Origin of the sequence: Actinotignum schaalii FB123-CNA-2 (assembly GCF_000411135.1) — a bacterium.
Lineage (GTDB): Bacteria > Actinomycetota > Actinomycetes > Actinomycetales > Actinomycetaceae > Actinotignum > Actinotignum schaalii_A.
Window position 1 is genome coordinate 1139515 of sequence record NZ_KE150262.1, and the last position, 17626, is coordinate 1157140.

14 protein-coding genes are annotated in these 17626 nt (G+C 59.0%); 8 read left to right on the forward strand and 6 right to left on the reverse strand.

Features of this window, described 5'->3' with window-relative positions:
- The first annotated feature begins 40 nt into the window (after positions 1–40).
- Both HMPREF9237_RS04580 and murJ read left to right on the forward strand, forming a co-directional pair.
- Positions 41–1273 (forward strand): hypothetical protein, encoded by a 1233-nt coding sequence (locus HMPREF9237_RS04580; protein WP_016442566.1) that lies wholly within the window; start codon positions 41–43, stop codon positions 1271–1273.
- Positions 1274–1288: 15 nt separating this feature from the next.
- Positions 1289–3115, forward strand: coding sequence for a murein biosynthesis integral membrane protein MurJ (murJ, locus tag HMPREF9237_RS04585; RefSeq protein ID WP_016442567.1), 1827 nt, complete (start codon positions 1289–1291; stop codon positions 3113–3115).
- An 85-nt stretch (positions 3116–3200) separates the two neighbouring features.
- On the opposite strand, the gene HMPREF9237_RS04590 is transcribed toward murJ, so the two are convergent.
- Positions 3201–3602, reverse strand: coding sequence for a peptidoglycan bridge formation glycyltransferase FemA/FemB family protein (locus tag HMPREF9237_RS04590; protein ID WP_081637297.1), 402 nt, complete (start codon positions 3600–3602; stop codon positions 3201–3203).
- Between the two features lie 63 nt (positions 3603–3665).
- On the opposite strand from HMPREF9237_RS04590, the gene HMPREF9237_RS04595 reads away from it, so the two are divergent.
- Positions 3666–5231: an IS1634 family transposase gene (locus HMPREF9237_RS04595; RefSeq protein ID WP_016442569.1), complete on the forward strand. Its 1566-nt coding sequence runs from the start codon at positions 3666–3668 to the stop codon at positions 5229–5231.
- Positions 5232–5242: 11 nt separating this feature from the next.
- Here HMPREF9237_RS04595 and HMPREF9237_RS04600 read toward each other — a convergent pair whose 3' ends face one another.
- A complete protein-coding gene (locus HMPREF9237_RS04600) occupies positions 5243–6193 on the reverse strand; it encodes a lipid II:glycine glycyltransferase FemX (protein ID WP_016442570.1) in 951 nt (316 codons plus the stop codon).
- 84 nt (positions 6194–6277) lie between these two features.
- Here HMPREF9237_RS04600 and HMPREF9237_RS04605 point away from each other — a divergent pair, with 84 nt between their 5' ends.
- The gene (locus tag HMPREF9237_RS04605; protein ID WP_231366670.1) at positions 6278–7432 is read left to right on the forward strand and encodes a YibE/F family protein; all 1155 of its coding nucleotides are present in this window, start codon (positions 6278–6280) and stop codon (positions 7430–7432) included.
- Positions 7433–7539: 107 nt separating this feature from the next.
- On the opposite strand, the gene HMPREF9237_RS04610 is transcribed toward HMPREF9237_RS04605, so the two are convergent.
- On the reverse strand, positions 7540–7884 hold the full coding sequence (locus tag HMPREF9237_RS04610; RefSeq protein WP_016442572.1) for a PRC-barrel domain-containing protein: 345 nt from the start codon (positions 7882–7884) through the stop codon (positions 7540–7542).
- A 100-nt stretch (positions 7885–7984) separates the two neighbouring features.
- Positions 7985–8617 carry a DUF2382 domain-containing protein gene (locus HMPREF9237_RS04615; RefSeq protein WP_016442573.1) on the reverse strand — a complete coding sequence of 211 codons (633 nt, stop codon included), beginning with the start codon at positions 8615–8617 and terminating at the stop codon, positions 7985–7987.
- A 287-nt stretch (positions 8618–8904) separates the two neighbouring features.
- Between HMPREF9237_RS04615 and dusB the strand changes: the two genes are divergently transcribed.
- The 3 genes from dusB to dnaG all read left to right on the forward strand — a co-directional run bounded on the left by dusB (position 8905) and on the right by dnaG (position 13691).
- Entirely contained in the window at positions 8905–10212 is a 1308-nt protein-coding gene (dusB, locus tag HMPREF9237_RS04620) for a tRNA dihydrouridine synthase DusB (protein WP_016442574.1), read from the forward strand.
- A 102-nt stretch (positions 10213–10314) separates the two neighbouring features.
- A complete protein-coding gene (locus tag HMPREF9237_RS04625) occupies positions 10315–11565 on the forward strand; it encodes a deoxyguanosinetriphosphate triphosphohydrolase (protein ID WP_016442575.1) in 1251 nt (416 codons plus the stop codon).
- Positions 11566–11654: 89 nt separating this feature from the next.
- Entirely contained in the window at positions 11655–13691 is a 2037-nt protein-coding gene (gene dnaG / locus HMPREF9237_RS04630) for a DNA primase (protein ID WP_039898328.1), read from the forward strand.
- A 28-nt stretch (positions 13692–13719) separates the two neighbouring features.
- On the opposite strand, the gene HMPREF9237_RS04635 is transcribed toward dnaG, so the two are convergent.
- Both HMPREF9237_RS04635 and HMPREF9237_RS04640 read right to left on the reverse strand, forming a co-directional pair.
- The gene (locus HMPREF9237_RS04635; protein WP_016442577.1) at positions 13720–14478 is read right to left on the reverse strand and encodes an IclR family transcriptional regulator; all 759 of its coding nucleotides are present in this window, start codon (positions 14476–14478) and stop codon (positions 13720–13722) included.
- 246 nt (positions 14479–14724) lie between these two features.
- Entirely contained in the window at positions 14725–15969 is a 1245-nt protein-coding gene (locus HMPREF9237_RS04640) for an IS256 family transposase (protein WP_016442579.1), read from the reverse strand.
- Positions 15970–16326: 357 nt separating this feature from the next.
- On the opposite strand from HMPREF9237_RS04640, the gene HMPREF9237_RS04645 reads away from it, so the two are divergent.
- A complete protein-coding gene (locus HMPREF9237_RS04645) occupies positions 16327–17610 on the forward strand; it encodes an enolase C-terminal domain-like protein (RefSeq protein ID WP_016442580.1) in 1284 nt (427 codons plus the stop codon).
- The last annotated feature ends 16 nt before the right edge of the window (positions 17611–17626 follow it).

Below are 17626 nucleotides of genomic sequence, written 5' to 3' on the forward strand. Positions count from 1 at the left end.
AATGACCGTGCCCGCGGCCGGGCACGGAGGGAGAACACGTATGGATGCACTGCCGGTGATTTTCGGTAATGAGGTGGAAGCCTATAGTTTTGCGCGGCTTTTCCACGAGACTTACGGGGTGAATTCGCTCGTCGTCGCCGAATACCCGCGCGGGCATATCAATAATTCCTCTATCCTCTCGGTGCGGTACTGTGAACGCCACATTATGGAGGACGAAGAAAAATTCGTGGCGTTGCTCAATTCTTTGGCCGCGGAGTTCGCGGACCGGACCCTCATCTGCCTCGTCAATGTTGATGAAGGCGTGGATGTGATTGTGCGCAACCGGCACCGTCTGGCTTCTAACTGGTTCTTCCCTTTCGCCGCACCGGAGGTCGTGGACCTGGCGAATTCGAAAGAGGCGATGGCTCAGGTGTACGAAAAGGTGGGGGAGGCGGCCCCGCGGCGCGCCGTCGTACATCTTTCCCAACCCGATACCTGGGATGCGGCGCTCACCACGCTGCCCTTCCCCATTGTCGTCAAACCCGCGCGCGCCGATAACCCCACTTCGCTTTACGCCACAGGCCTGAAAAAGGTGGAGGTATTCGACGACGCCGCAGCAGCCCGCGCGAAATTTGCCACGCTTGCCGGACGCCAGGTCGATATTGACCTCATCGCTCAAGAACTTATTCCGGGGGATGACACCACCCAGTGGGTTGTCAACGGGTATATCGATTCGCGCGGGCACCTCAGCGCGATTGGCTCGGGGAGGGTATTGCTGGGGCTGCATGAGCCTTCGCTGATCGGTAATGCCGGGATTATCCTCACGGATCCGGATGGTTTCCTGACCGAGCGGGCCGAACGGATCGTGCGCGAGGTGGGCCTGCGCGGCTTCTTCTCCATGGACGTGAAAATTGATCCGCGTACCGGCCGGGCCTACTGGTTGGACCTCAACCCGCGGGCCGGGCGCGGGCACTACTACCTCAAGGTGGGCGGGGTGAATCTGGCGCGTGCCCTGATGGCGGATATCGCCGGGGAAACCGCGCCACTCCAGCGGGTCAATCGCGCCGGGATTTTCGCGATTATTCCCGCGTGGCTGGCGGGGCGCCGCTACCTGCGCGATCCGCAGCTGGCCGCGGAAGTGCGGCGGGTGCGCCGGCAGGGCCCGGTGGTTAACCCCATTGCCTATAGCAAGGACCGCCACCTTAAACGCACTGTTTTCCGGATGCTTTCCGATATCCGCGCGGTTCAGAAGATGCGGCGCTTCTATCCGCATCCCACCGAATCTGGATTCTAAGGCTAAGCTCAAGGCATGCGTTTCTTCCCCCCGCGCCGCCCGACCGGACGGCATTTTGTGGCTGATCACGGTGCGGATACCCGCCCGGATACGGCGGAATCCGCTGCGGACACTCCCGCTACCTCCGCTGCCGCCGGCCCCGAGCCGGATACTTCCGCCGCCTCGAGCGAGAATAACGTGAGTGAGAAAAGCGCGAGTGCCGCGCGGGCCTCCATCATTATGTTCTTCGGCACGCTCGTTTCGCGTATCCTCGGCCTGGTGCGTTCCCCGATTCTCCTCGGCGCGGTGGTGGGTCTGACCTCGCCGGCCGGCAACGCTTTCGGGATCGCCAATAAACTCCCCAATCTCATTTACATGATTATTGTGGGGGGCCTGGTCAACGCGGTGCTGGTGCCGGCGATTGTGCGGGCCACCAAACGGGGGGAGAAAGAAGGCGCCGCTTTTATCAACAAGCTCCTCACCGTGGCGATTGTGGGCCTGGGCGCGGTGACCGTGCTTATTACCCTGGCTGCGCCCGCCGTGGTGAAAGTTATGGCGGCTACCATGTCCGAGGACTGGTATCGACTCACGGTGGCCTGGGCCTACTGGTGCCTGCCCCAAATTTTCTTCTACGGCATGTACACCGTGATCGGGCAGATCCTCAATGCCCGCGAAAACTTCGGGCCCTATATGTGGGCGCCTGCTCTCAATAACGTAGTGGCGGTTCTCGGGATGCTCGCCATCCTCGCTATTTTTGGTTCGGCCACCCCGGAAGACGCCCTGGAAGCGGGGCGCTGGACAGCCTCCCGGGTGGGCTGGCTCGGAGGTATTTCTACCCTGGGGATCGTCGCCCAGGCTCTCATTCTCATCTGGCCGCTGCGCCGCCTGGGCATCCATTTCCGTTTCGATTTCCGGTGGCGTAATTCCGGGCTGGGGGCGGCCGGCCGGGCTTCCTGGTGGATGCTCCTCATGATGGTCACCTCCATTATTCCGACGGCGCTCATCTCCAATGCTGCCGCCGGGGCCTCTGACCGGGCCATTCGCATGGGGATGAATTCGGAGTACGTTGCGGGTAATTTCGCTTACGATACCGCCTACACTATCTACTCCCTGCCCACCTCCCTTTTCGTGGTTTCCATCGCCACCGCTGTCTTTACCCGTATCTCGCGGGCAGCGGCGGACGGAGACCGGGATCGGATGCGCCGCGACGTGTCCCGCACCTTGCGCATCGTCTCCACCATCATGTTCTTGGCCGCCATCGGCCTCATGGTTTTCGCGGTGCCCGTCTCCCGCCTCTTCGCTATCACCTCGAGTGCGGAGCAAGCCGTCACCCTCGGGAAAGTGGTGGCCTCCATGGCCCTCGGGCTTTTCGGGATCGGCGCGGTGAGTGTACTTGACCGTGTCTACTACGCCTTCGAGGACACCCGCGGTGCTTTCCTCATTAGCCTGCCTTTCCAGGGTGCCTCCTGCGTGCTCACGGTTTTCTGCGCGCTACTCCCGCCCCAGCACGTGGTATGGGCGGTGGGTATTGTGGGCTCACTCGCCAATATTTTTGCGGTTATCGTGATGCTGTGGCACCTGTCCCCGCGGATGGGTGGGGTCGACGGCGCAGTCCTGACTTCTTTCCATCTCAAACTCCTGGGGATTTCCGGCTTGGCGGCCGCGGCCGGCTACGGGGCGGCCCGCCTGGTGGGCCCCGTCTTCAGCCCCATGACACCGGCTCAGGCCCTCCTGGGCCTCATCGTGGGAGGAAGCGTTATGGTGCTGGTGTACGTGGGAGGTATGAAGCTGGCAAAAATGGAAGAAATCGACGTGCTCTTCCGCCCCGTGGTTAAGATTTTGGCCCGTTTGCGCCGCCGCTAATCAGCTTGGTGGCAGCTGGCCGGGCTGCGCCGGCGGCGCAGCCCCGTCGTCGTACCCGGTGCGGCGGGGCTGCGTGCCGGAAGGGCTAGATTAACGCTCCCGTGAGCTTAGCCTCCGGGCGCAGCGCCAGAGCGAAGGTACCGATGAATTCCTCCACGTTCCCGTTAAGTTTGCGCTTGTATTCGAGCACCGGGTAATCGGGAGCGGAATTGTCAAAAATGCCGGAAATCCCGAGGGTGTTGTAGGTGGAAATATCGTGGGCCGCCGCCCAGCGCAGCAGGGTGGATTCGACCGGGTAATCACGGTTATAGGTGGTGAAATCCTTATTGAAGCCGCGGAGCAGCTGCACCAGCTCATCGCCCCAGCGGAAAGCCAGAACTCCGGCAAAAGGCACACTAGTGCCATAACGCTGCGCTAAATCGCGGGCCTCCTGAGTCGTGCAACTTTTTGAGGTTTTGGGGTTTTCTCGAGTGTTTGGCCTGGTCAGGGGCTTGTGGTTGGTGGTTTTGGGTCACTAAAAGGGTGGTGGTGTTTTAGCTAGACTGGGATCATGGCGCCATTCCTACGTAAAGTGAGAACCGCCTCTGGTGCCACGGCCGTGCAGATAGTGGAAAAACAAGGCCGGGTAAACCGGGTTATCAAACACCTCGGCTCGGCACACGACGAGGCCACACTGGCGGCATTACTCGAGAAAGGCCGCCAAGAACTGTCCCCGGGCCAGTTGAAACTCGACTTATTCGATAGTGGTAGCCCTGCTAGCCCACGCGCTTCTACCCTGGCTAAACGATCAACACTACTGTGGCAAGTCCTCCAGGACGCCTACCGGGTAGTGGGCTTCGAGCAGGCTATTAGAGACAACGTATTCGAGCAGTTGGTTTTAGCCAGAATTGTTGAACCGGCCTCGAAAGCCGACACGATCCGTATCCTCGACGAGCTCGGGGTTGAGCACGCGAGTTTGCGTACCATATTCACTACCCTGCGTCGTTGCGCGGATAAAGACTACCGATCCCAACTCGCCCGGGCGTGTTTCGACCACGCCACAAAATCCGGGGATTTATCACTGGTGTTGTATGACGTGACTACCTTGTATTTCGAAGCTGAACGCGAGGACGAGGACGGGGACGCGAATGAGGGATTACGTAAAGTCGGGTACTCGAAAGAAAGACGTGTTGATCCTCAAATCGTGGTGGGTTTGCTGGTAGACCGTGGCGGGTTTCCTTTGGAGATCGGTTGTTTTGAGGGTAACAAAGCCGAAACTAAAACCATTCTCCCAGTCGTGAAAGGCTTTCAAGCCCGTCACGGGTTAGATAGTTTCGTGGTGGTAGCAGATGCCGGAATGCTCAGCGCCAACAATCTCAAGGAATTAGACGCAGCCGGGTTCAGGTTCATAGTCGGGGCCAGGCAAACCAAAGCACCTTACGACCTGGAATCCCATTTCCACTGGCATGGCGCGTCTTTTACTGACGGGCAGATTATCGACACGGTCACGCCCAGGCATGCCAATACGAAAGTCAATGACAAGTTGAAGGAAGACGAGCCTGTGTGGGATGAGACTATGGTCAAGTCCTGGCGGGCTATCTGGCAGTACTCCGCAAGGCGAGCCCGCAGGGATGGACTCACCCTGGAAGCCCAACGCCGGCGTGCTATGGAGACGATAGAAGGCGTCAAGCCCGCGCGTAAACCCAGGTTCGTGAAAACCACTCGTAACGGTTGTAGTTTCGATGAGGTGGCCTTTGAACGCGCCCGGAGACTCGAAGGATTGAAAGGCTATGTCACTAATATCCCGGCCGTGGTAGCTCCGGCAACGCAAATCGTTGATTCCTACCACGAATTGTGGCACGTGGAACAGTCTTTCCGTATGTCTAAATCGGATTTACGAGCCAGGCCGATATTCCACCGGAAACGTGAAGCAATCGAAGCGCACCTGACCGTGGTGATGGCGGCTTTGGCTATCTCCCGTTATCTCTACCAGAAAACCGGGGTCACGACTAAAAAGCTCGTACGCGCGCTACGCCCGATCCAGGAACAAACCATCCTTTATCAAGGCCACGAAATTCGTTCCAGTGATCCCATCCCACCCCAAGCCCAAGAAATCCTAGAGAATCTGGGTCACTAAAGTTGCACGACTCAGGCCAGAACTCCGGCAAAAGGCACACTAGTGCCATAACGCTGCGCTAAATCGCGGGCCTCGGTTTCCTGCTTGAGGAGGGAAGCACGCTGGCTGCCGAGCTCCTTGAGGGCTCCCTCCTTTTTGCGGGTGCGCGGCTCAGTGGAATTCTGGGCGATCTGCTCATCGAGGCGGGCGATATTCGCGGTGATCTCTTCCAGGTAGGTAGCTGGATGCGCGTAGGCAATCGCGAGGAAAGCGCGCTCAGGGCCCAGCTTTTCCATCATCCCGGTATACAGCTGCGCAGAATAATTGGAGATTTCCGCCATCTCGGTGCGTTCGCGCGAGGATTCATAAAGCTGGTGGAAGGTCTGCCATAGCTCAACCCCGCCGGTATGCACCTCCACACCGTAGCGTCCCACGTGCTTGACCTGCCGGCGCATCGTTTTCGTAAGGGAATCAGCGATCTCCTCGAAACTCTTCCCGGCAATATCTTTCGTGTAAATAAAATGAATATCGGCCGGGTCATGGGGATCCACGGGAATATGCTGGAACCCGGCCGCGCTCAATTGCCCGATCACCCGCGCACCCAGCGGCGAACCAGCAATTTTTGTGGTGTCTTCATAGAAAGCGGCGGGGACATTGGGGGTGATGCGCAGCGCAATCACCCGCTTCTTGGTGGCAAGATACGCGGCGAGCTGCGTGAAAAAGAAATCCACCAGCTCGCCGTCCTCCCAATCCAGGGTGGGGCCATTGGTAATAATGGCGCGGGTGAACAGCTTTTTCCACGGCTGGTAGGTAATGAGGGCGACGCCCAGCAGCTCCTCGCCCTCGCGCACCCCCACATAATCTACGGTGTCGCCCTGCTCGGTGCGCCACTGACCGTATTCAGGAAGCTGGGCGAGGAAGAGACGCGAGCTGTGGCGGGTAGCGGAAGCGTATTCCTCGGCAGTTAGGGTGGTGAAATGCATATATATAGTCTAACGACGAAGACGGGCAGTCCCGGGAGGAAACACCGGTTCCCACGTGCGGCGGAAGGCCGGTAGCCTGAAGGCGTGCATCATCATTCAGATATCGAGGTCCCGGCGCGGGTGCGCCGCAAGGTCGGGCGCCTGCTTGCCGCTATTGTTGTTCCCCTCGCGCTTTTCACTGCGATTGCGCTGGCTGTGCTGTGGCCGCGTGGGGAGTCCCCGGTGGGCTCCATTCCGCTGAATTCTCCGGGTGTGCAGATGGTGAGTGGGCCGATTACCTCGGTAGGGGAAACGGATGCGCAGGGCCAGACCCCGGTGGAGATGGAAGTGGAGGGCGTATCCGTTCCCGTGCACGTCCCGGCCGAGGTGGTGGCCTCCGGGTTAGAAGTGGGGGATGTGATCGAAGCCCGTTTCAACCCTGCCATGGTTACCTCGGGCACCGCCCATATTTTCGTTGATTTTGAGCGCGGGATGCCTCTGGCTTTGCTCGCTGGACTGTACGTGCTGGTCATTGTGGTGGTCGCGCGCTGGAAGGGCCTGGCGGCACTCGCGGGCCTCGGGGTATCCCTCCTGGTGGTCGGCTTCTTTATTATTCCGGCGCTGGCCGCCGGCGGGAATGCTTTCGCGGTGGTACTCACCGGTGCTTCTGCGATGATGTTCGCTTCGATTTATCTGGCTCACGGTATTTCTATCCGCACCACCACCGCGATTATCGGCACTTTCCTGGGCCTTCTTATCACCACGGCGGTGGCGGTGTGGGCGGTGGGCGCGCAGAATCTTAGCGGTACGGGCGGGGAACAAACCGCGATGCTCTCCTGGAGTCTGGGCGGTATCAATATGCGTACCCTGCTGCTGGCGGGCATTATTCTGGCTGGGCTGGGTGCCCTCAATGATGTCACTATTACCCAGGTTTCCACCATCTGGGAGTTGCATGCCGAATCGCCGAGCACGCCGCGCCGCCGCCTCATCCGCCGTGGGATGGCCATTGGGCGCGACCATATTGCCTCAACCGTTTACACGCTGGCTTTTGCCTACGTGGGGGCCTCACTGCCCCTTCTCATTCTTGCTTCGATTTACCAGCGGTCTTTCCTTGACCTCATGCAGGTGGAGCAGATCGCGGAGGAAATCACCCGCACTCTGGCCGCTTCCGTTGGTTTGGTATTGGCGATTCCTTTGACGACGGCGGTAGCCGCGCTCCTCGCCCCCGTGGCACCGGCGCGAGATCGGGTGAGCGCCTAGCTTGTGGGTTCCCGCTGCGGCCAAACAGCAGGCGATACGTTGGCGACCGGGTTCCCGTGGAGAGCAGGTTCCCCTCGGAGAACAGCTTCCCTGTGGAGATCAGGTACCTAAGCGTTAGTGGCGTGCTCCTTGCCGTCGGCAATATCGGTAAGGGCGAAATGCTCGTAAATACGCTGCTGTTGGTCCTCGGTCAGGCCGTCCTCCACCGACCAGGCCGGAGCACTGGCCACCGCTTCTGCGGAAACCGAGAGGATGAGCTTGCCCTCCACCAGGCGCGAACCGCGCAGCGGAACCAGTGCGGAGCGAAGATTGAATAATCCCCGCCCGATGAGAGCGAAGGTGGGTTGCCCACTGGCGTCATCGAGGAATACCTCGCGCACCGGCCCAATCTCCACCTCGGAGCGGTCATAAGCGGTGGCATCCATAATGTCGCGGACGGTTACCTCGGCCATTCTTCCTCTTTTCCTAGCTTCGCTGCGCGGCTCGCGTGCCTGCGCGGCTGACATGCCTGCCTGGTTGTTTGCCGAGCAGACCAGGTTTCTCACGAGCCTACTATTTGGTGGAGCGGTCCGTTTCGTCTTCGATCTCTTCCTTGGCCTTATCTTCGGAGACCGTTTCGGTATCCTGCACGACATCCTTATGGGGAGATACCCGCTCGACGGGTACGGTTTCCTTCTCTACATTGACGCGTTCTTCAGAATGAACGACGGAATTATCAGCGGTAGCAGTAACCGGGGCGGGATGTTCGGCCGCAGTGCGGGGTGTGCTCTCTGCAGTGCCGCTAGCCGCGACCGGCGGCGCGCCAGCGGCAGCGCGGGGCTCACCAGCACCGACCGGCGAAACCTCAGTGGCGTAGCAGTCACCCTCGCGCGTATCCGTAAGGTGGTAGTGGGCGAGCAGACGGTCCTGCTCTTCGGGGGTGATGCCCTGTTCCACGTCGAAGTCAGGGGCATCCTTAATCGCATCTTTGACGAACGCCAGGTGGAGTTCTTCACCCTCGAGGTGCGAACCGCGCAGCGGAACGAGGCTGGAGGAGATACCGAAGAGCCCGTAGCCCACCTCCACAAAGAAGGGCTGGCCCGTTTTAGCGTCAAGGAATACCTCCTTCACTCCGCCGAGCTTATCGTTATGGGAATCAAATGCGGTGGCGTTCAGAAGAACCTGAACATTCCTGTTCGCGGCCATATGCGGTGCGCCTTCCTGATAGAAAATGTAGAACCGAGGCCAGGTAGCCGAAGCTAACTGCTCACGTGTAGTGGTGATACCTACCTCCCAGCCACGGCGGAAGAGCCTGGTCCCCACGCGGCGTGGGCGGTGCGGGAAGAACGCAATCGGGCTGGGAACTCTGACGAGCTCTCTTGCAGCCTACCGTGATGCAGGTCATATAGCTGGGTGTTTAGCTCACGGAATAACTCTTGCTCCCGGTCGTGCGGTACCCTCATCCATGACGCAGAAAGGACGAAGGGAAGCATATGGCGGAGAATGCCGCATGGCCGGCGATTCAGCTGGGCGATCTGACTCTGGCTACGCCGGTCATGCTCGCGCCGATGGCCGGGGTGACTAACCCGCCCTTCCGCCAGCTCTGCCGTGAAGAAGCCGAAGCGGGAATCCGGTGCGCTCAGGGCGAAGTGAACGGTGCTGTGAGCACGGGCGCCGGTGGTGTTCCCGGGGCGATCGCAAGCAGCGCAGCGGAAGGGTCCTCTCCAGAACCCCACGCACCCGGTTCTTACGCCCCGGCCGGACTGTGGGTATGCGAAATGATTACTTCCCGGGCGCTGCTGGAACGCACCCCGGAAACCATGACCATGATCCAGCCCGATCCGAGCGATCCGGTGCGCTCCATCCAGCTCTACGGGGTAGAACCCAGGGTGGTGGCCGCCGCGGTGCGGCTCCTCATCGAGGAAAACCGCGCGGACCACATCGATATTAACTTTGGTTGCCCGGCCCCGAAAGTCACCCGCAAAGGCGGGGGCTCGGCACTGCCGTGGAAACTGGATTTGTACGAGGACCTGGTGCGCCAGGCCACCGCAGCAGCAAGCACCGCGAACCGCGGGCGCGATCACGCCGTACCCATCACCGTGAAATTCCGGATCGGGATCGATGCCGCCCACGAAACGTTCCGGGACGTGGCCCGCATCTCCGAAGATTACGGGGTTGCCGGGCTCACCTTGCACGCGCGCACCACCGCCCAGCATTACGCCGGTCACGCGAACTGGGATTTTATTGCGGAGCTCGTAGATTCCACGGAGCTGCCCGTATTCGGTAACGGTGATGTTTTCGACGCCGCAGATGCCGCCGCGCTGCGCGCCCATACCGGCTGCGCCGGAGTGGCAGTTGGGCGCGGCTGTCAGGGGCGCCCTTGGATTTTCTATGATCTGGCTGCCCTCATGCACGGGGCCACGGCGCAGCGCCGCCCCTCCCTGCGGGAAGTTGCCACGATTATCGAGCGCCACGCACGTCTCTCCGTGGAGCATTTCGGGAGCGAAAACAAGGCGATGCGGGAGCTACGCAAGCACATCACCTGGTATCTCAAAGGCTTCGCGGTGGGTGGGGAAACCCGCCACTCCCTGGGACTCGTTTCCACCCTGGAGGAACTCCACGAGCGCCTCCAGGCCCTGGACTTGGATCAGCCTTATCCGGCGGCCGCGGAAGGTAAACGCGGGCGCGCCGGAGGAGAGAAGCGCCCGCATCTACCCGATGGCTGGCTTGATTCGCGCGAGCTTAGCCCGGAACAAGCGGCCCGGATTCACGAGGCCGAACTCGATATTTCCGGCGGCTAAACCAGCCACGGCGCGGTGCTTGCCTCAGGCCCGGTGCTCCGCCCGTCACGACCGCTCCGCTTGCCGCCACCGCACCGCCCGCAGGCTTGGTACCCTCTAGCTGTGACGGATTTATTTGGGGCTGCCGAAGTCTACGGGCCCGACGACCGCGAACGGTGGGTGCACGAACCACCCAAATCCCGTTCGCGCACCGATTTTGAACGCGACCGCGCGCGGGTGCTACATTCCTCGGCGCTACGCCGCCTGGGCGCAAAAACCCAGGTGCTCGGGCCCGAATCGGACGATTTTGTGCGCACCCGTCTCACTCATTCCCTGGAAGTGGCTCAAATCGGACGTTCGCTGGCCAGTAACTTCGGATGCGACCCGGATATCGTGGAAACCGCGTGCCTGTGCCACGACCTCGGCCACCCGCCCTTCGGGCATAACGGGGAGCGGGCCCTCGCGGAAGTGGGGGAGGAGATCGGCGGCTTCGAAGGCAATGCCCAGACTCTACGTATTCTCACTCGCCTCGAGCCCAAACGTACTACCCGCACCGGGCGCCCGGCCGGTCTTAACCTCACCCGTGCCACCCTGGATGCCGTGATCAAATACCCCTGGGGTAATAACGAAGGTCCGGGCGGAACCCCGAAATTCAATTACTATCGCGATGACGCCGATGTTTTCGAGTGGATTCACGGCGAGCACGGGCATAACCGCTGCGTTGAGGCCCAAATCATGGATCTGGCCGATGATATTGCCTACAGCGTCCACGATGTCGAGGACGCGATCGCCCGCGGATTCTTCGACCCTTCATGTCTAACCGATCCGGGCGAACGCCAGAAAGTCGTGGAGGATACCCTGGCCTGGTATGGCGAACCCAGCGCGGGCGAGCTTTCAGATGCTCTTGACCGCCTGCTGCGCGAAGAAGCCTGGCCGGTGCACTTCGGTGGTAATTACCGTGATTTTGCCCGCATGAAAGACCTCACCTCCGACCTCATTGGCCGTTTTGTTTCTGCTGTCTGTCAGGCAACCTGGGCGCAGTCCGGGCACGGCAAATTGGTGCGCTATAACGGTAACGTCGTCGTACCGCCAGAAACTTTTGCCGAAATCACGGTCCTGAAAGGGATCGCGGTGGCTTATGTTATGGCTCCGCGCGAGCACGAACCGCATTACGTGGAGCAGCGGGCCATTATTTTTGACCTGGTTGAAGCACTGTTGGATAACCCGGCCGAATTGGAGCCGCACCTGGCGGAATCGTGGGCCAGTAGCGATAAGGACGCGCGGCTACGCCTGGTGATCGACCAGGTTGCTTCGCTGACCGATCTTTCCGCGCGGCAGTGGCATGCGCACCTGTGCGGAATGCTGCGGCACTGAGATTGCGGCGGCAGTCTCACGTGTGGTGAATCGTGGAGCAGCACGGTCCTCACGTGCGCTGCGCCGCGGCCTCGCTTAGACTAGGCGGCATGGCCGGGCTCATCAAAAGGGAAGACATCGATCGGGTGCGCGCCGCGGTGCGGATCGACGACGTCGCCTCCCAGTACGTGGCCCTGCGCCCCGGTGGGGTGGACTCTCTCAAAGGCCTGTGCCCTTTCCATGATGAGAAAACTCCGTCTTTCCACGTGCGCCCGAACCTGGGGCGCTGGCACTGCTTTGGTTGCGGGGAAGGCGGAGATGTTTTCGCTTTCGTGCAGCGGGCCGAAAGTATTGACTTTGTTGAGGCAGTGGAGCTGCTGGCGCGGCGCGCCGGAATCGAGCTGCATTATGAGGGCGCGCGTGAGCGTAAGCCCGGGGAGCCCTCCAAGCGGCGCCTTATCGATGCCCACCGGGTGGCTTTACAGTTCTATCGCGCGCAATTCGATACTCCGGCCGCGGCACCGGCCCGCACTTTACTAGCTGAACGGGGCTTTGAGCGGGCGGCCATTGACCATTTTGAATGCGGTTACGCCCCGGACTCCTGGGATGCGCTCTATACGCACCTGCGCAGCCACGGCTTTTCCGACCGGGAGATCGAAACGGCGGGCCTGGCCACCCGGGGCAACCGCGGGCTCTATGACCGTTTCCGCGGGCGGCTCATGTGGCCGATTTTCTCCATTACGGGCGAACCTATCGGTTTCGGGGCGCGCCGCCTCGGGGAAGATGACCGCGGCCCGAAATACCTCAATACTCCCGAAACTCCTATCTACAAGAAATCGCAGGTGCTTTACGGCCTCAACCTCGCGAAGAAGGAGATCGCGACCTCGCGTTCCGTGGTGATCGTGGAGGGCTATACGGACGTCATGGCCGCGCACCTAGCCGGAATCACGACGGCGGTAGCGACGTGTGGTACAGCTTTCGGTGCCGAGCACGTGAAAATCGTGCGGCGGCTTTTGGGCGACGGCGCCAATCCGGCCGCCGGGGTGGTGCTGTCCTCCGGGAAGGCTTACGGCGGGGAAGTTATTTTTACCTTCGACGGCGATAGCGCCGGCCAGAAGGCTGCTTTGCGCGCCTTCGGGGAAGATCAGGCTTTTGCCACCCAAACCTATGTGGCGATTGCGCCGGATAATCTAGATCCCTGCGATGTGCGGCTCCAGCGCGGCGATGAGGCGCTGCGCGAGGTGATCGCCGGGCGGCGGCCCCTCTTTGAATTCGCAATTCGTTCTCTTATTGAGGATCTTCCCCTCACCACCGCGGAGGGACGCAGTGCCGGGCTGCGAGTGAGCGCTCCGATTGTGGCCGGAATTCGGGACCGGGTGCTGCGCGGGGAATACACCCGGAATCTGGCCGGCTGGCTCGGTATGGATGAGCATGTGGTGCGCCAGGCGGTGGCGGAGGCCGGGCGTCAGGGGCGGGCCGAAGCGCGTGCCGTGCTCGAGGTGGCTAGTGAGAATGCCCCGGGGGCGCTAGCGGTGGGTGGTACACAGCAGGCGGGAGTCGCGGTGCAGCCGGGGAATGCGCCGTCGTACCAGGCGGTGATCTTGCCACCGGTGTCGCAGTTGCGTGACCCCACCGAAAAAGTGGAGCGGGCCGCACTGGAGATTTATCTTCAGCTTCCGGCTTTTGCGGCGCGGGCGGAGATGGACAATCTGCCCCCGCATACCTTCACCCATCCGGTGCACCATGCCATTCATACGGCGATTCGGGCAGCGGGGGGAACCCGGGTATTCGCCGAGCGCTTCGCGCAGCTGACCGGCGCGGGCATGGACGTAGAACACGCCGAGCCCCAGGCGAGCGCCGCTTATGTGGAGGCGGTGCTCGCGGCCGGTGGCCCGGAGCTGGCCGGAGTGATTTCCCAGCTCGCGGCCGAGCCGCTTCCGGAGACCGATGTGCAGCGCCTCCCGCACTACGTGTGGGGGATTGCCCTCGCGCTCATTCGCCTGGGGGTGCTGCGCCAAATCGAGGATGTGCGCTCCGCACTTCAGCGCACCAACCCGGAGGACGCCGCCTACCAGCAGCATTTCGCCCGCCTCATGGAACTCGAGGCACAGCGTCGCACCTGCGAGGAACGGATGGAGCTGGGGTAGCTAACTCCAACTACTCTGTTGATTATTCTCAGGATTCTTTAGCACCAAGAGAACGCGAGATCTTTGCTGCGGTTTGTTTAACTTGGGGAACCAAAGCAATGACTTCATCCATGCTTTTCTCCAATGTTAAAGTCGTGATTGATAATGCATGGTTCACACGTCCAAGATGGTTGCGAATAGGGACGGCAACACACCGAATTCCGGGCACATTCTCTTCGTCGTCAATAGCGAATCCACGGTCACGAACTGTGTCGATTTCTTTTATCAGTTCAGCGGTTGTCGAAATAGTTCGGGGTGTATGTTTAGGGAGTTGCATCTCTGCCACGTAACGAATGATCGCCTCATCCTCTTCATCGGCGAGGAAACACTTACCAATTGAAGTTGAATGGAGAGGAAGCCGATCCCCAATTCGTGATGGTATGCGGTACGGGGTATCAGTTTCTTGTATGGCAACATAAACGGCATCCTTACCGTTCCTCGCCCCAATGTGCACTTGGCACCCAACTTCGCGGGCAAGTTGTTGGATGTAGGGTTTCGTTTGTTGAGAGATGTCGATTCTTTCGAATGCTGTTGCGGCGAGTGACAAAGCAGCCGGTCCGGCGTAATAGTTTCCGTCCGGGCTTACCGCAATGAACTCGTACTTCACCAAAGTTTGGAGAAGGCGATGCACACTAGATTTTGCCAGGCCGGTCGCGTTAACGATGTCGGTAAAACGGGGGTGTTGCAGTGCTGCCTGAAGAACAATGAGAGTTTTATCGGCTGCGCTCGGGCTCTGTTTGGTACTCAAGAGAAGAACCTTCTTCTAGATTGATACGGACCACCAGTTCCATTTTATGGAACTCAATTGTAGATGGTTGGCTGTTGCTTGTGCGCCTCCTCATCGTAAGGAGCCTTGAGGAACCGGAAACGATTCAAAGTCATGGGGGAAGAGTCGCCCCGGGTCAAGTCCTGGTTAGTGGTGTATCTGTGTTCTCGAATCATGATTGTCATTCTCTGGTTTCGATACTAATAAGGACTGGATATCAGACACAGGTCAAGCAATAATTTCCTTCCCACTAATAGTCTTCTCGTCGATAACACCACGAGCGATAACATCCCGGGTTTGCGCCAGACTCGCCAACGACATGTACCGCTTTTGTTGAATCCATTCATCATGCTGCTCAGCTAAAACCGCTCCGACCAGCCTGACCACCGACTCCCGGTTAGGGAAAATACCCACAACATCAGTACGCCTACGAATCTCACGGTTAAGCCGCTCGGTCGGGTTATTCGACCAGATCTTGGTCCATATTGTTTCAGGAGCAGCGGTAAACGCGAGAATCTCGTCAAGGGATTCTTCCAGATAGTCCCCAACATGAGGAAACTTCCTCGAACAAAACTCGACCACGTCCCGGGCTTGCCCCCACACGCTAGCAGCATCTGGTTGCCTGAAAATCGTGTGGAACATTGCCGATAATGTAGGCCACTGGGTCTTAGAGACCATGGATGAAAGATTCTTCGCGAAGTGGGTCCGGCAGCGTTGCCAGCTTGCCTGCGGTAAACAATCACTGACCGCTGCCTGGATACCCAGGTGAGCATCACTGGTCACCAGGAAAACACCCTCAAGGCCACGGGCGATAAGATCACGGAAAAACCCGGTCCACGACGCGGTAGATTCCGCTGTAGCAACCTGCATGCCCAGTAATTCCCTATATCCGTCCTTATTGACGCCGGTAGCCAGCAGCACACTGGTTTTCACCACGCGTCCGCCTTCACGTACTTTCATGGTCAGCGCGTCACAGGACAGGTAATAGTAAGGGCCCTGGTCTAAAGGCCTGGTACGGAAATCGTTGACGGTCGCGTCAAGGTCTTTGGCCATGTCCGAGACTTGTGATTTGGAGAGGTTAGTGATGCCGAGCGTGGCTACCAGGTCGTTCATGCGTCGGGTAGACACTCCTTTGAGGTAGCAGGTGGCAATCACGGTGGTCAACGCGCGCTCTGCCCGGCTGCGGCGTTCGAGTAGCCAGTCAGGGAAGAAGGAAGCGGTACGTAGTTTGGGGATAGCGATATCCAGGCTTCCAACGCGGGTGTCTAACTGGCGGTGTCGGTAACCATTGCGCCTGTTGACACGGTCCGGGGAGGGTGTTGCATAGTTCGCTCCACAGATACTGTCGGCTTGGACGGACAGGATCTGGTTGATGAAATCGGTGAGCATGTGACGCATCAGGTCGGGGGATGCTTGGGTGAGTAGTTCGCCCAGGTAGGTTGTCGGGTCGATATGATGGGGGTCAGCGGCCATTGCGGGGTATCTCCTTTCGAGGATAGGTAAGAGTTGATTCGAAAGGTACCCGCGATGGTCGCCTTTGTGCATGCCGACACGAGGATCACCGCGGGATACAGATACACCACACTAACGGACGCAACCGTCGCCCCGCATTCGTTTTGACTCTGAAATTATTATTTCCTGTAGCTTTGGCGAGATTGTGAGGATGTGTGAAGTGTGTCATACCTAAATTCTAAACTCGCGTATTTGTGCAGTTTTACGCACTGGGTGCAAATCTTGGTCGCAAAAGGTCCTAGGATAGTTCCCCAAATGGGACTAGGGTTCATGACGTGGAACTTCCACGGTGGGTAACTAAAACAAAGGAGTTTACTCGTGAGTAAGATTACCGGCGTAAAAACGTACGATTTTCGATTCCCCACATCTAACACGCTCTCTGGCTCGGACGCGATGAATCCTGACCCTGACTACTCGTCGGCTTATGTAGAGATTTCTACTGACGCTGATGATGGAATTATCGGTGTTGGGTTTGTGTTCACCATTGGTCGTGGAAATGATGTCGTTTGCGCGGCAATGAACTCTATGGCTCACACGCTCGTCGGGCGTAATGTTGAAGAGCTGCTCGACAATATGCGACTCGCGTGGGATCTGCTCGTAGGGGATTCCCAACTGCGGTGGCTTGGTCCCGAGAAGGGCGTGGAGCATATGGCTATCGGTGCATTGCTCTCAGCGCTTTGGGATATTAAAGCCAAGCGTGCTGGAAAGCCTCTGTGGCGCCTGCTGGGTGAAATGGAACCGGAAGAGTTGGTCGCAACCCTTGATTTCCGTTATCTTTCTGATGCACTTCGCCCGGAAGAAGCTATTGAGTTTCTAAAGGACGGTCAGCGTGGTAAGCAAGAAAGAATTGCCAACCTTCTTGAAAATGGCTACCCCGGGTATTCCACTGCTGCGGGTTGGCTAGGCTACTCAGATGAAAAGATGGTCTCGCTGTGTAAGGAAGAGACTCAAGAAAAAGGGTTCAAGCTTATCAAGCTGAAGGTGGGGCGCCGCGTCGAAGACGATATTCGGCGTCTTGGCTTGGCTCGCGAAGCTATTGGTCCTGATGTGAAGCTGGCTGTTGATGCTAACCAGGTGTGGGACGTCCCTGATGCGATTTCTTGGATTAATGAATTCCATGATTTCGATTTGGCATGGGTTGAAGAGCCAACTTCGCCGGATGATGTGGTGGGACACGCAACCATTGCACGCGCTATTAATCCGATTCCTGTAGCAACTGGCGAACATATGCAGAATAGGATCATGTTCAAGCAGTATCTCCAAATGAATGCGTTTGGAATCATGCAGATTGATGCAACCCGTGTTGCGGGCCCGCAGGAACTGGTCATCGAATACCTGCTTGCCAAGAAGTTTAATAAGCCTGTCTGTCCGCACGCTGGCGGCGTTGGTCTATGCGAAGCTGTGGCGCACTTTGCGATGTTTGATTATGTCGCGGTATCCGGAACTATGGAGAACCGGTTGATTGAGTACGTTGATAACCAACATGAACACTTTGTGCACCCGACAGTTATCAAGAATGGCAACTATATGCCGCAAACGGCTCCCGGCAACGGTGCTGAGATGACTCAGGAAACCGCTGAAAAGTACCTCTACCGAGGCTAATTCTCCCGGGAAAACC